General features: G+C 66.4%; 16 protein-coding genes. 7 read left to right on the top strand and 9 right to left on the bottom strand.

The window, feature by feature from the left end; genetic code table 11:
- Positions 1-229: 229 nt before the first annotated feature.
- The 3 genes from ACBJ32_RS58385 to ACBJ32_RS58375 form a co-directional block, all read right to left on the bottom strand.
- Complete coding sequence (locus ACBJ32_RS58385; protein WP_375134233.1) at positions 230-562, bottom strand: hypothetical protein; 333 nt, start codon at positions 560-562, stop codon at positions 230-232.
- Between the two features lie 187 nt (positions 563-749).
- Positions 750-1,025 (bottom strand): hypothetical protein, encoded by a 276-nt coding sequence (locus ACBJ32_RS58380; RefSeq protein WP_375134232.1) that lies wholly within the window; start codon positions 1,023-1,025, stop codon positions 750-752.
- A 427-nt stretch (positions 1,026-1,452) separates the two neighbouring features.
- On the bottom strand, positions 1,453-2,097 hold the full coding sequence (locus ACBJ32_RS58375) for a TetR/AcrR family transcriptional regulator (RefSeq protein ID WP_375134231.1): 645 nt from the start codon (positions 2,095-2,097) through the stop codon (positions 1,453-1,455).
- Between the two features lie 144 nt (positions 2,098-2,241).
- Between ACBJ32_RS58375 and ACBJ32_RS58370 the strand changes: the two genes are divergently transcribed.
- From ACBJ32_RS58370 to ACBJ32_RS58355, 4 genes are all read left to right on the top strand, one after another.
- A complete protein-coding gene (locus ACBJ32_RS58370) occupies positions 2,242-3,021 on the top strand; it encodes a glucose 1-dehydrogenase (RefSeq protein WP_375134230.1) in 780 nt (259 codons plus the stop codon).
- Entirely contained in the window at positions 3,018-3,494 is a 477-nt protein-coding gene (locus tag ACBJ32_RS58365) for a nitroreductase/quinone reductase family protein (RefSeq protein ID WP_375134229.1), read from the top strand. The genes ACBJ32_RS58370 and ACBJ32_RS58365 overlap by 4 nt, the downstream gene beginning before the upstream one ends.
- Positions 3,495-3,658: 164 nt before the next feature.
- Positions 3,659-4,987 (top strand): ISL3 family transposase, encoded by a 1,329-nt coding sequence (locus ACBJ32_RS58360; RefSeq protein ID WP_375134228.1) that lies wholly within the window; start codon positions 3,659-3,661, stop codon positions 4,985-4,987.
- 272 nt (positions 4,988-5,259) lie between these two features.
- The gene (locus ACBJ32_RS58355; protein ID WP_375134227.1) at positions 5,260-6,012 is read left to right on the top strand and encodes a class I SAM-dependent methyltransferase; all 753 of its coding nucleotides are present in this window, start codon (positions 5,260-5,262) and stop codon (positions 6,010-6,012) included.
- Between the two features lie 140 nt (positions 6,013-6,152).
- Here ACBJ32_RS58355 and ACBJ32_RS58350 read toward each other — a convergent pair whose 3' ends face one another.
- Both ACBJ32_RS58350 and ACBJ32_RS58345 read right to left on the bottom strand, forming a co-directional pair.
- The gene (locus ACBJ32_RS58350) at positions 6,153-6,596 is read right to left on the bottom strand and encodes a hypothetical protein (protein ID WP_375134226.1); all 444 of its coding nucleotides are present in this window, start codon (positions 6,594-6,596) and stop codon (positions 6,153-6,155) included.
- A gap of 669 nt (positions 6,597-7,265) precedes the next feature.
- Entirely contained in the window at positions 7,266-8,477 is a 1,212-nt protein-coding gene (locus ACBJ32_RS58345) for a serine hydrolase domain-containing protein (protein WP_375134225.1), read from the bottom strand.
- A gap of 239 nt (positions 8,478-8,716) precedes the next feature.
- Between ACBJ32_RS58345 and ACBJ32_RS58340 the strand changes: the two genes are divergently transcribed.
- On the top strand, positions 8,717-9,442 hold the full coding sequence (locus tag ACBJ32_RS58340; protein WP_375134224.1) for a MarR family transcriptional regulator: 726 nt from the start codon (positions 8,717-8,719) through the stop codon (positions 9,440-9,442).
- A gap of 143 nt (positions 9,443-9,585) precedes the next feature.
- On the top strand, positions 9,586-9,711 hold the full coding sequence (locus tag ACBJ32_RS58335; protein WP_375134223.1) for a hypothetical protein: 126 nt from the start codon (positions 9,586-9,588) through the stop codon (positions 9,709-9,711).
- A 279-nt stretch (positions 9,712-9,990) separates the two neighbouring features.
- Here the strand turns inward: ACBJ32_RS58335 and ACBJ32_RS58330 are convergent, their stop codons facing one another.
- From ACBJ32_RS58330 to ACBJ32_RS58315, 4 genes are all read right to left on the bottom strand, one after another.
- Positions 9,991-10,347, bottom strand: coding sequence for a helix-turn-helix transcriptional regulator (locus ACBJ32_RS58330; RefSeq protein WP_375134222.1), 357 nt, complete (start codon positions 10,345-10,347; stop codon positions 9,991-9,993).
- 181 nt (positions 10,348-10,528) lie between these two features.
- Positions 10,529-10,972 carry a hypothetical protein gene (locus ACBJ32_RS58325; protein ID WP_375134221.1) on the bottom strand — a complete coding sequence of 148 codons (444 nt, stop codon included), beginning with the start codon at positions 10,970-10,972 and terminating at the stop codon, positions 10,529-10,531.
- A gap of 359 nt (positions 10,973-11,331) precedes the next feature.
- Positions 11,332-11,502, bottom strand: coding sequence for a hypothetical protein (locus tag ACBJ32_RS58320; protein ID WP_375134220.1), 171 nt, complete (start codon positions 11,500-11,502; stop codon positions 11,332-11,334).
- 42 nt (positions 11,503-11,544) lie between these two features.
- The gene (locus ACBJ32_RS58315; RefSeq protein WP_375134219.1) at positions 11,545-11,694 is read right to left on the bottom strand and encodes a hypothetical protein; all 150 of its coding nucleotides are present in this window, start codon (positions 11,692-11,694) and stop codon (positions 11,545-11,547) included.
- A gap of 141 nt (positions 11,695-11,835) precedes the next feature.
- Here ACBJ32_RS58315 and ACBJ32_RS58310 point away from each other — a divergent pair, with 141 nt between their 5' ends.
- Positions 11,836-12,537, top strand: a complete 702-nt coding sequence (locus ACBJ32_RS58310) for a DUF6333 family protein (protein WP_375134218.1) — start codon at positions 11,836-11,838, stop codon at positions 12,535-12,537.
- Positions 12,538-12,827: the final 290 nt, after the last annotated feature.

Here is a 12,827-nt window from a genome sequence, read left to right as displayed (position 1 = left end):
CCCGGAGCCGGGTGGAGGTGCACCGTGGGTCGGCGGCGGATGCCCCGCAAGGCGAACACTGACAGCACGCCCCAGTACAGGACAGTAGTGCCCGCGGCGAGCATGCGCCCATTGGCCGGACTGGCGCTGTAGACCATCGCGACGGTGCCGGCGCCGTACAAGACCCAGGCCAGGCGGGCACTCCAGGAGGAACCCGTCAACCAGCAGAGCAGCCACAGGATCGGCCCGGTCAGCACCCAGGCCGACCAGATCGCCTCCGCCCCCCCTCGGCAGGGCTGGCGGCGTAGGCGGTGACGTAGTCATGAACTGGCGTGGTGACGACCTCGGCCAGGTGCCAGTCGGCCACCCCTTCCAACGTCCAAGTCCCGCCGACAATCAGGCCAGTGGCCACACCCTGAACCAGGACGTTTAGCACCGTGACGGCCAGCCACAGAAACGAGATCACGAGAAGGGCCACGGCCGCGACACAGACGGCGAGGACCGAGTACTTGGCGATCGCCGCCTCGCGTAAAATCCGCGAACCGCTTTCGCACCCACTCCTGAAGGCCTTGGTAGCGGTCAACGATCCAATTGACCACTTTGACCATGCGGAGTCTCCTTCACCGAAGGTGGAGGTGCGGGGATATCCCCCCGATGGTCTCTCGTACGCGCGCGTGCTGCCATGCGAACGTAGGGAACTACCACCGAACGTGGCCGCTTTCGCCTTTATGGTTCAGTGCGGCGCGCCACCGGACCGTTAGCTGTGCGGCTCAGTCGCCGCCGAAGCCGCCCCCGCCGCGGCCGAAATCCCCGCCGGCACCGCCCCCGAAGTCCGGGGGCTGTTTCCGGACCTCCCGCTGGATCTGCTCGTGCCTTCGCTGCATCTGCTTCCAGGACTTCCTGTCGATCGTCGGCGGCCGGTCCTTCCAGCCGTCGTTGCTCGGCTTGGGAATCCCTCGCCACCCGGGATGCTCCTCGCTGCCCCTGTCCGAGCCGAGCAGGTAGATGAACGCAATGACAATCGCTATGACCAGCAGGACTTCCATGGGCGACTCCCTGGACTGCGTCTATCGTGGCGATCTTCAGTTCAGAGTGCCGTTTTGCATCGTGCCAGGCAACCCTGCGGGTGCCGAATATTCAGCCGTGCAGGTCATGAAGGTAATAAGGCTCTTCACAGATGAGGGTGTAGCTGCGGGCCTGGGCTTGCGGGTCTTGGGCCACCCCTCTTGCTGTCGTTGGGAGTTTCCACCCCGAGAGCGCAGCCTTGCACATTTGGGCCCGCTGCTGAGACCTCTTGTTGGGCCGTGCTGATGCCAGGCTGATCGAGGTGGGTCAACACATCGAGACTCCCTCCTTCGGTGTCCGCCCCGGATGTCCTGGGATGCCCCGCGAACGCCCTTGGTGCCGACGGCCTCGATTGCGTAGGCATCAGCTCCTTTGGTGGCGGCGGGACTCTGTCGCGGTCGGCGGGACTCAGTCGTTGGTGGAGGCCCCTGGTCCAGTCGCGGCGTACCGGGCGGCGATGGTGCGGACGGCCTCGTCGACTACCTGAGCGACGCGTTCGGCGCTCACCTCCCAGCCCGGCACTAGGAGTGTCGGCCAGAAGACGTAGTTGGAGATCATGCCCAGGAACTGGGTGGCTGCGAGGTCCACGTCCTCGACCCGCACCGTTCCCGCCTCGTGCTCAGCCAGGAGGTAGCTGCGTACGGACTCGAAGTAGGGCATCTTCCCGTGCGAGAACTGCGCATGGGCCAGCTCAGGGAACCGCGGCAGCTCGGCGATGACGATCCTGAACAGGTCGGTCATCTGGGCACGGCCTAGCAGCTCGGCGTAACGGCGACCGATGATGCTGAGCCCGTCAACGACGTTGCCTGCTGGCGGAGGATCCTCCTCGTCAGCGGTCGACCAGGACTCGGTCACGATGGCGTCGAACAGGGCAGCTTTGCTCGGAAACTGCTTGAACAAGGTGGCCCGCGAAACGCCCGAGCACTCTGCGATGCGCGCCAGCGACGTCCGGTCGTAGCCCAACTCGAGAAACAGTGCGGTCGCGGCCGTCACGATCAGCGCGCGCTTCTCCTGGGCGACGCGCTGGTGATACGTCGTCACGACCCTGCTCATGGGCCGAGTATACGAGGTGAGTGGCTTGACTCGCCACTGCCGCCGACCTAGTGTCGAGGGGATGGTGAGTCGCCCGGCTCACCACTGGCCGCCGTTCATCACTGGTGATCCCGGTCATTCACTCACGTACCGAAGGAACATTTGATGCCCCGCTTCGACAACCACACCGTGCTCGTGACCGGTGGGACCGGCGGCCAGGGCTCGAGCCACGTGCGCGCCTTTCACGCGGAGGGAGCGAACGTGGTGATCGGCGACATCGACGCGGAACGCGGCGCCGCTCTCGCCGACGAGCTCGGGACCCGCGCTCGCTTCGCCCGCCTTGACGTTACCGACGAGAGCTCGTGGTCCGCCGCTGTGCTAGCCGCCGAAAGCGCCTTCGGCGCCCTGAACGTGCTCGTCAACAACGCGGGCGTGCAGAACCCGCCTGCAACAATCGAAAACACGGACCAGGCCACGTGGTCGCGCATCCTCGACATCAACCTCACAGGGACCTTCCTCGGCATCAAGGTCGCAGCCCCCGCTCTGCGCCGCGCAGCAGGGGGAGCCATCGTCAACATCGCCTCGACCATGGGCCTGGGCGGCACGGCTCACTACGCGCCGTACGTCGCCAGCAAGTGGGCCGTGCGAGGCCTCACCCAAACGGCAGCACTCGAGCTCGGCCGCGACCACATCCGGGTGAACACCATCCACCCCGGCGTGATCGCGACCTCCTTCATCCACGAACCAGCAGCTGGCGCAGTCGCGGCAATCGCCGACTTCTACTCACCCGAGCCGTTCGCCATCCCCCGGCTCGGGGAGCCGACCGACGTCAGCCGTCTTCTCCTGTTCCTCACGTCAGCGGACGCGTCGTTCATCACGGGGTCGGAGTACGTCATCGACGGTGGACTCCTCCTCGGCCCCGCCCTTCAGGCCGAGACCGCATGAGCACTCCAGACACGACCGGGTCGAACGAATCCGCAGGGGACGCGTCTTTATCAGACCTGCCCAACCACATCCGACGAGCCATCGAGATCACCCCCGCCGCGGGCACCAGAGAACGGATCATCGACATCACGACGCTGGGGCGCCGCACCGGCCGAGCACGCCGCATCGAGATCTTCTTCTACCGAGCTGCGGGCACCACCTACCTGTGTAGCGGCGCCGGCGGTGCCGCGACCGACTGGCATGCGAACCTTCTCGCCAATCCCAACTTCACCTTCCACCTCAAGAACGGGATCCGCGCAGATCTGCCTGCACGGGCCACGCCTGTCACCGACCCAGCTGAACGTCAGGCCGTGCTGGCGGAGATCGTGGCGGATCTCAATCAGCCCCACGACCCCGGCACCATCCGGCCGACTCGGCTCGAAGACTGGGCTGACAGTCGGCTGATGCGCATCAGCTTCCGCCATCGGCCGTGATCCCGGATCCCTCGACAGATGACCTACTCCCAGGGACTGGGGTGTAGTCGCGGCTAGAGCGGCTCTTCGCCAGATGAGGGTGTAGCTGGCGCGGCGGTCCCAGATGGATGTCGAGGTTTCCAGAGGGAAAGGCTCCTACACGCTCATCCTGAAAGAACCGCCACGTGCCCGACGCCACCGTCGGTGAGCGCATAGATGCGTTCGCCCACCTCGATCTGACAACCTTCTGCCGCCTCGACGAGCTTGGGCTCGTCGTCACCGGCCAGCGCCTCGAGCCCGAGCGCGCAGTCCTCGCGTGCCGGGTCGTAGAACCCGACCGTTGGTGTCACCGCTGCGGCTGTGAAGGGACCCCGCGGGACACCGTGACCCGGCGCCTGGCCCACGAGCCGCTCGGCTGGCGGCCCACGACGCTGCTGGTCACGATCCGCCGGTACCGATGCGGCGGCTGCGGCCACGTGTGGCGCCAGGACACCTCACTGGCGGCTGAGCCGCGGGCCAGGTTGTCGCGCCGCGGGCTGCGGTGGGCGCTAGAAGGGATCGTGGTCGGACACCTCACCGTCGCCCGGGTCGCCGAAGGGCTCGGGGTCGCGTGGAACACCGCCAACGACGCCGTCCTCGCCGAGGGCAAGCGGGTCCTGATCGACGACCCGGCACGGTTCGACAACGTGTTGGTCATCGGTGTAGATGAGCACGTCTGGAGGCACACCCGTCACGGCGACAAGTACGTCACGGTCATCATCGACCTCACGACGATCCGCGACGGCACCGGCCCGGCACGGCTGCTCGACATGGTCGAGGGCCGCTCCAAGCAGGTGTTCAAGACCTGGCTCGCCGCCCGCACAGACGCCTGGCGCGACGGCGTGGAGGTCGTCGCGATGGACGGGTTCAGCGGCTTCAAGACCGCCACCACCGAGGAGCTCCCCGACGCGGTCGCGGTCATGGATCCCTTCCACGTGGTCCGGCTGGCCGGCGACGCGCTCGATCGGTGCCGGCGCCGGGTCCAGCAGGCCATCCACGAACACCGCGGCCACAAGGGCGACCCGCTCTACTCCGCGCGCCGGACGCTGCATACCGGGGCCGGGCTGCTCACCGACAAGCAGATCCACCGGCTGCGGGCGCTGTTCGCCGTCGAGGAGCATGTCGAGGTCGAGGCGACCTGGGGCATCTACCAGCGGATGATCGCCGCCTACCGCCACGAAGACCGCCGCCGTGGCCGGGACCTGATGACCGCACTGATCGACTCGGTCAGCAAGGGTGTCCCGGCCGCTCTTGTCGAGGTCGTCACTTTAGGTCGGACACTGAAGAAGCGTGCCGACGACGTGCTCGCCTACTTCGACCGGCCCGGCACCGGCAACGGGCCCACGGAGGCGATCAACGGACGCCTCGAACACCTCCGCGGCTCAGCACTCGGGTTCCGCAACCTCACCAACTACATCGCCAGAAGCCTGCTCGAGACAGGCGGGTTCAGACCACGACTACACCCTCAACCGTGAAGAGCCGGTAATGCGTTGTCTTGCGCTCCCGTCGCCCACCCCGGACGGCATGATGGTCGATCATGTTATTGCGCTTGGCCTACCTCACGGTGACGACCTGTGGGGTTTCAAACTCGTCCACCCTTCCTGACCTGCGGTTCCGTTGCATGATGACAGGTAGTAATCGGACAAGCTTGAGCAAGCGCTCAAGTGAATTGAGCGTCTGCTCAACATCGTTTGAGCACCTGCTCAAAATGCGATCTCTGTAAATCGAAGACTTGCAGGTCAGACTATTGGACGTAATTTTCGGCACTCGCAGGCCCAGCCCCATCCTCGGCGACACGCTCTCCGCCGAACTGGCCCGCAGAATCGATTACGACTTCGGCAAGCTGAAGGTCAAGCCCAACCTCGTCCTCACCACGGCACTGCGCGCCAAGAAGCTCGACGGCGTCGTCCGCGCCTACGTCGCCGCTCATCCCGGATGCGTGGTCGACCTGGGCTGCGGCCTGGACACCAGGATGTTCCGCTGTGATCCCCCGCCCGGCGTCGACTGGTACGACATCGACTTCCCGGAAGTGGTGGACCTGCGATCCGAATGCCTGCCCGGCCGCTCCCACCTGGTCGGAGCCGACCTCACGGGCTCCGACTGGCTCTCCGCCATCCCCGGTGACCGGCCGGCGATGATCGTCGCCGAAGGGCTGCTCCCCTTCATGCCCGGCGACTCCTTCCAGACGATGACCCGCGCGCTGACCGGCCATTTCCCTTCGGGCGAACTCGCGCTCAACGGCTACACCCGCTTCGCCGCCTGGGCCATGAAGTACCACCCGACCATCAAGGCACTCGGCATCAAAGCCGCCCAGGGCTTCGACGACCCACACGAACCTGAGTCCTGGGACGCCGGCCTCGAACTGATCGAGGAGCAGATCCTCACCCGCGCTCCGGAAACAGCCCTGTTCCCGCAACCCCTGCGCGCGCTGACCCGTCTCACCGCCCGCAGCACGGCCTTGTCCCGGCAAGGGGCACGCATTCTCCGCTACCGGTTCTGAGCCAGTGCGGGCGGCGGTGGCGACAAGCGGCGTTCCTTCAGCGTGTGGACGTGCCGCCGTGATGGACCGGAAATGTACGCGAGAGCGCCCGCAACGAGAACGCGCTATCAGTGACCTGGGCGAACGGTGCGGGTGCCGGGTCAGGCGTGGCCGGGCAGCCCGCCGCGTAGCGAATCGGCGTTGTCGGCGAGATTGATGCCGCCGTCGGTGATGACGGCGTCCACTCCGCGCAGCGCCTGCTGTTCGCGCCGGTAGTCGTCGGTGAGGGCGATCCCGAGGTAGGCCAGGCCGGCCCCGTCGGGCAGGATGGAGTCGATGACGCGATCGCTCGCCGCGCTGACGCACCAGGCGTGGTCGAAGGCGAACGGCACGCCGTCGGCCACCACCATGCCTTCGACGTACAGCAGGTCGGCGTGCTCGTCGGCCATGCGGCTGGCGGTGGCGAAGCACGTGCCCGGCGGGCCGGCAGCGAACCGGGCCGGCCGCACCGCCGGAGTGAACAGGCGGCCCTGGGCCAGAAGCAGCTCGGCCAGGCTGGCGTAGCTCCAAGTGTCGCGCTGCCCGGCGTGGGCGGAGCGCCACATCCCCTCTGTCTCCTCCGGCCCGAGGCGTGTCTCGCCGATCACGAGGGGTGTGCTTGAGCGTGATCATGGCGACCCCGGGCGATGTCTTCGCGGCCCCGAGGCCGTAATCCATCGAATCGTTCAGGCATCCACCATCGCTGTCCGCACTGGTATCGGGCTGTCGTCGTCCTGACGCCACCGCTGACGTACGGGGCCCGGGCGTCGCCGCCGAGGCGGTTTCGTGGTGGGGGCTTGCGGAGGGCATCAGCCAGGCCCACTTGGTTGGGGCGGTGGATTGGGGACGTCGCCTGCGGTGCCCGCTCGTTGATGAACCCAGCTGCCACCACTGCCCCGTCTACGCAGCCCCTGCCATTCCTCGTCACTCATGTCGGTGGTGTAGCGGGGCGCCCGGATCGGGTGATCGGCTCCGCGGCCGTACCGGCAGGCCGCACATGAGTAGCCAGCTCCTTCGATACAGGAGACAGCGATGGGAGCGGCGGCGTACAACGGCGGCAGACCTTCCGGTTGGTGACGAGATTCGCTAACCACCGCCACTACCGGAAGGTCACTTTGTGTAGCAGATGATTCGCCCTACGTCACAGTTTCGCCCGATATCGGCCCCACGCAGAAAGCACAGGGATCAGTCTGTACACGGGTCTGAGAAGCAGCGTTTTCCAACGACAGAACTGTTCAGGAGGATCCGGTGGCGCAGAATTCGGCTTCGAGGACGTCGGTGAAGACGGCGATGGGGTTGTTCCAGTCGCCGTTGACGTTCTGGACAAGCATGCGTGTGGCGTCGCGGGTGCCGTACGCGTATGACCACGAACCGTGGAGTGCGCCTCCCATGCCCCAGACCGTCGTGCCGCACGACAGTTTCACCGACGACATGCCGAGGCCGTAGGTGGTGTTGGGTGTCCACTTCCCCTCGGGGACCGGGTTGGTGGTGAACATCTGGCGCTGCTGAGCCTGCGGCAGGAGTCGGCCCTTGAGTAGCGCCGTGAAGAAGCGGTCGAGGTCTGCGGCGGTGGAGACCATGTCGCCGGCCGCCCCGCCGGCGGAGGGGTTCAGCTCGGTCACGTCGTAGATCGTGGGCTTCGGGTCCTGGGAGAACAGCGTGGAGTAGTGCCGGGCGTGGGGGCCGCGGATCCGCACCTCCTCGCCTCCGGGTACGTATGTGCCGGTCAGACGGAGTGGGCGGATGATCCGCTGTGAGACCTGCTTGGCGAAAGTCTTGCCGGTCGCCTTCTCGACGATCATGGCGGCGAGGACGAAGCCGGTGTTGCTGTACGTCCAGCCCTGGCCTGGCTTGAAGTCGGGCGCGTTGGACATGGCGCTCATCACCAGTTGCTGGGGCCGGTAGCTGTCATAGCGGTGTTTAAGGAAGGCCGGGCCGGCGAGGCGGGCAACCATCTTCTCGTCGTTGAGATAGTTGAAGACGCCGCTGGTCATGTTGAGCAGCTGTCTGATGGTGATGCGGCGGCCGTCGTGGCCGTTGCCACGCACCAAGCCGGGCAGCCACTTCTCCACCGTGTCGTCCAGGCTGAGCTTGCCTTCGGCCTCCAGCTGCAGCACGACGGTGGCGGTGAAGGTTTTGGTGATGCTGCCGATGCGGAACCGCTCCTGCGGCAGGCGCTTGCGGCCGGTTCGGGTATCTGCCACCCCCGCCGTGCCGAACCACTGGTCGTCGCCATCGCGGACCTTCGCGAGGATGCCGGGAAGGCCGGTTTTGGTAACGGCCCGCTCGAGCGCCTGCTGAACTCTGGGGCGGTCGGGGGTGTGGCCTGAGCTGGCTGCGGCTGCGGGTGCGGCCATGGCAGCGCACGCACTCGCGACGGCAACGAGCAGGCCGACGCTCGCTCGGGTCGTGCGCGAGCGGAACGTCGTGGGACCAAAGATGGTCATCTCAACTCCATGTACATGCGAGCACGTGAGTCTCGCCCTTTCAGGATGAGGGAAAGCTACATTGCATTCGCGATTCACTCAATCTGATAGCTTGTGATTCTGGAGTAAATACCAGGTAGAACCGTATTATATTTTGCAACGAAGTAGCGGTTAATGCAAAAGAGTGGCGAATTTTGCAATGAGTTCGGGTTAATGCATACTGTGCAGCGACACCCGCGGCAGCGAAGGGAGCCACAGGTATGCCGGGAGACAGGCTGACCCACCAGGACCGCCGGGACATTGCCGCCGGCTTGGCCGCAGGACTCACCTACTCCATGATCGCCAGGGAACTGCAACGCCCGGTATCGACCGTCACTCGCGAGATCATTCGCAACGGTGGGCCCGCCGGCTACCGGGCAGACCAGGCCCATCAGGCCACCAAGCGGCGGGCCCGGCGTACATCGGCCCCGTCGACACCGTCCCCGGCGCCACCGGCCCCGGCCACGTACGGACGAGCCGTCGAAGCCATGCAAGAATTCCGCGAGCGCTTCGCCGCCCTGCTGGGCGCGACCGGGCTCCCGCCGATGATGAGCAGAGTGCTGGCCTGTCTGTACGCCACCGACACCGGCAGCCTCACCTCAGCCGAGCTGGTCCAGCAGTTGCAAGTCAGTCCAGCCTCGATCTCCAAGGCCGTCGGCTACCTCGAGAAGCAGGAACTGATCCGGCGCGAACGCGACCCTCGACGACGGCGTGACCGCTACGTCATCGACGAAGACGTCTGGTACCAGGCGCTGCTGGCCAGCGCCCGCGTGAACGCCGAACTGGCCGCCATCGCCGAGCAGGGTGCCAAGGCTCTTGGCGCCACCACGCCCGGCGGCGCCCGCCTGCAGGACGTGAGCCAGTTCCTCGAACACGTCAACCACGACATCGTCCACTCAGCCAACCACTGGCGGCAGATCTACTTTCGCCGGACGACAGACAGGTAGAGCAGCAAAGGACGCAGCAGCCTACGGCCGACATATCTCATGAGCGGCGTCCACCGCGTCAGCCCATCGCCGCCACCCTGACCACCCTGCCCACCACCCCGCTCGCGCTGGCCGCCAGCATCGGCCGCGGCTACCTGGCCGCCATGTTCGTGATGCTGTTCAGCGCCCAGATCATCGCCGCCCCCGGCTTCGGCACCTGCTTCCCCTACTCGGTGCCGGCCTGTACGCCGGAATCGCCGACCCCGACCAGGACCCGCCCGGGACACTAGCATCGCGCTGGTGCCGGCCACCGCAACGGCCGGAGTGCTCCTGACCATCGCGTGGTGGCGCCGGCCGACCACACCCGCTGACGTGCTATACCCATGGACACGGCAGCCCGGCCGCCACGTTCAGACGCCTCAGCGATGTTCACGTGGAACGCGGACACCGAAACCCCCCTCGATCGCCACCTTCCTCCGGCGTCCTCGCACACCGGTGTCCTCAGCAACGTGACACACCTGCCCGGACCTCATCAAGCCGATCAACGCGGTCCACACGAGGAGGACACCCTACCCCGGGCGGCATCCGACGGCCCGGCAGACGCCCGAAATCCCGCGCTCCGCCCTGGCCGGCGGCGCTTCCCGACCCGCCGCCAAGCCTCTGCACAAGGACGCACGCTGGCTGGGATGCCGCAGATAGTGGCCCGGAACGATCGCATAGCGGTTGTGGCGGCCCTCCCGCACACGCTCCACATAGCCGGCCCTCAACAGGCCGGCCACGATGCCCTGGGCACTTCGCTCGGTGATGCCGATCACGGCGGCGATGTCCCGGCTCCGCACCTCGTGATCACGGGCGATGATCAGCAACACGCGGGCGTGGTTGGTCAGGAACGTCCAGGCCGGCCGCCGTTCAGCAGGCTCATCCACACCCTGCAGGCCCTCTCCTACAAGCGGTATTTTATGCCGGAAAACTCATTCCGGTACTACGAAGACGACTGCCCCGACTCCAGCGCCGGGCATGTTCAGCCCCGGCCATCGTGACCAGGGGGCACGATGGCGAATCAGCCCTCCCAGTTCCCGATGCGCCAGAACCCGCCGCCCGGCTGCCCTATGACGACGGCATCTGCACGTCACCCACCTCCGACACGCCCGACACGACGCCGGTCCGGCTCGACGGCGAGATCGACGCCACCAATGGCGACGCGATGCGCGCCACCCTGGCACAGATCTGTTGCCGGCGGCAACCACGATGAGGAGGCCGTGGTAAGGCCCGGTCACCGCAACGGCCACTGCCCACAACCGTCAAGACCACCAGCGGGCCGATCGCCATCACCCTGCCGAAGCTGCGCGGCACCACCGAGGCGTTCACCTCTCGCCTGTTCGGCACCGGGTCACCCGCACCAACCAACGCCCTGGAGATGCTGGTGATCGCCTCTTCGTACGCGGCCTTTCCGTGCGCGACGTCGAAGACGAGGGCTTCGTGGTGTTCGGGCTTGCGTGCGGCAAGCTGCGCGCTACGGGCCCGGAGGTGCCCGATGAGCTGCTGACCCACATCTCTCCCCGGCGCACAGCAAGAACGTCAACTTCTTCGGCGTCATCAACCACGTGGAGGCGGAGCTGGCCAAGCTCGACACCAGCGGATGGCGGCCGTTGCGGCCCGCGCAGTTGCTCGAGCTGGGGCTGACGCTGTGATCGTCGTGCTAACGATCCGGCCTGGGTGAGCACAACGATGAGTTGCAGCATGCCGTCGGCGGCGGTCATGGTCTCGGCGTGGAACACGACGGTGCGGCCGTTCCTGGTGACGCCGGGCATGAGGACGGCGGGGTCCGCCGAGCGCGGCTGATGCAGGTCGACCTCGACCTCGAGCGGGCTCGGAACCGAAAGCGGCCGATGAGCGGTATGCGGGCCGGATCACCTCGCCGGCGCTCTGCCGCAGGCGGTCGCAGGCTTCGTGCCCGCCATGGACCCATCAAGATCCCTTACCGGGTTGAACGCGATCACGCCGATGCGCTGGACGACGTTGAAGGCGGCGCTGCCGCGCGGGGCCTCGTCGTGGGTCAGGCCGGACAGGGCGAGGATCATCAGCGGGAAGGTCGTGGCGCCGAAGCCGAGGCCTTGCAGGAACTACCCGGTCAGCAGCAGGATCGTGCCGCCGTGCGCGTCGGCGAGGGCGAACGGCGTGATCCCGGCCATGGTCAGCATCACGCCTGCGGCGACGACGACGCGGCCGTCCAGCCGCGCCGCGAGCTGCCGTGCGAGCAGGAAGAACGTCATGATGCCCAGGCCCTGCGAGCGTTTGTGAGAGAGTTCCCAGGCTACGTGGCAGGTGACACCCATTCTGGCCATTGATCATGGCGGGACCTATTTTCCAGACAGCGGCTGCCATGTCTGACGCTGCTCGGCTAGGGTCGAATGATGATCGATTCCGCTCTCGACCATGACGAGTACGACCAGTTGTCGGACTCCGACGGCGTGATCGGAGTCCGCGACAGCCGGACCGAACTCACGATCGTCGCCCCGGATGCCGATCTCGCGGCGGTGATCGCGGGGACCGCAGCCCACGACCCTGAACAAGCCCTGCGGATCGTTACGACGCTGGACGCGGTAATGGAGGTCGCCGAGGTTCTGGAGCCGCGGCCGCTGAGCGACTGCACGCTGATGCCGTACGAGCCCGCCGACCTCGACCTGGTCGTGGTGGGCTGCTGGGGCGGGGTGATCCATGTGAACGATCCGGGCTTGGCTGGCGAGCTCACGGACTTCGCCGAGCTCGAGGTCTTGAACCAGCGGCAACTCCACCCGGAGGCTCGCATCGCGAGCAGCGTGTTCCTCGACATGGTTGCCGACCTCGCAGAGGTGATCATCGCGTTGCCTGAGATGAAACCCGTACGAAAGTTCAACGATTCGGAAGAGGTCCACGTCGAGGGGGATCTGTCTGCGCTGCTGCACGCGCTCGGCTGGGGCGAAGCGTCCGACCTGGACTTCGAGGAACTCAGACGGCACGCGCTCGGGTTCGCCTCCTATGACGCTGGGCCGGAAAGGCTCCTGGTGTCCACCTTTCGCGTCCGCCGCACCGAGGAGATCGTCTGCGGGATGAAGGCCGTCTGGATCCGCCAGTGATGCGTCCTCATCGCGACGGGCAGCGCCCTGAGCTTGGACGTCCTGTTCAGCCCGTGTTACTGCGAAGACCTTCACTCCACGCGAACCGCCGGATCGAAATCGAGCGTCACCAGGTGGTCACGTTCCACCCACGACTCAAACCCCAGGCGATGCCCTATTGTGGCCGCCTAGGGCGTGTATTGGGTTGTGATCAAGGGGTGGGTCGTGTGAGGTCTTTGATCCAAATCATCGCGCCACGAAGGTGGAGGCCGGCGATGTAGCTCTCAGGGGTCTTGTCGTAGCGGGTGGCG

The sequence above is a fragment of the Nonomuraea sp. GTA35 genome (assembly GCF_041950525.1).
GTDB lineage: Bacteria > Actinomycetota > Actinomycetes > Streptosporangiales > Streptosporangiaceae > Nonomuraea.
This window is presented reverse-complemented; position numbering and strand designations above follow the sequence as displayed.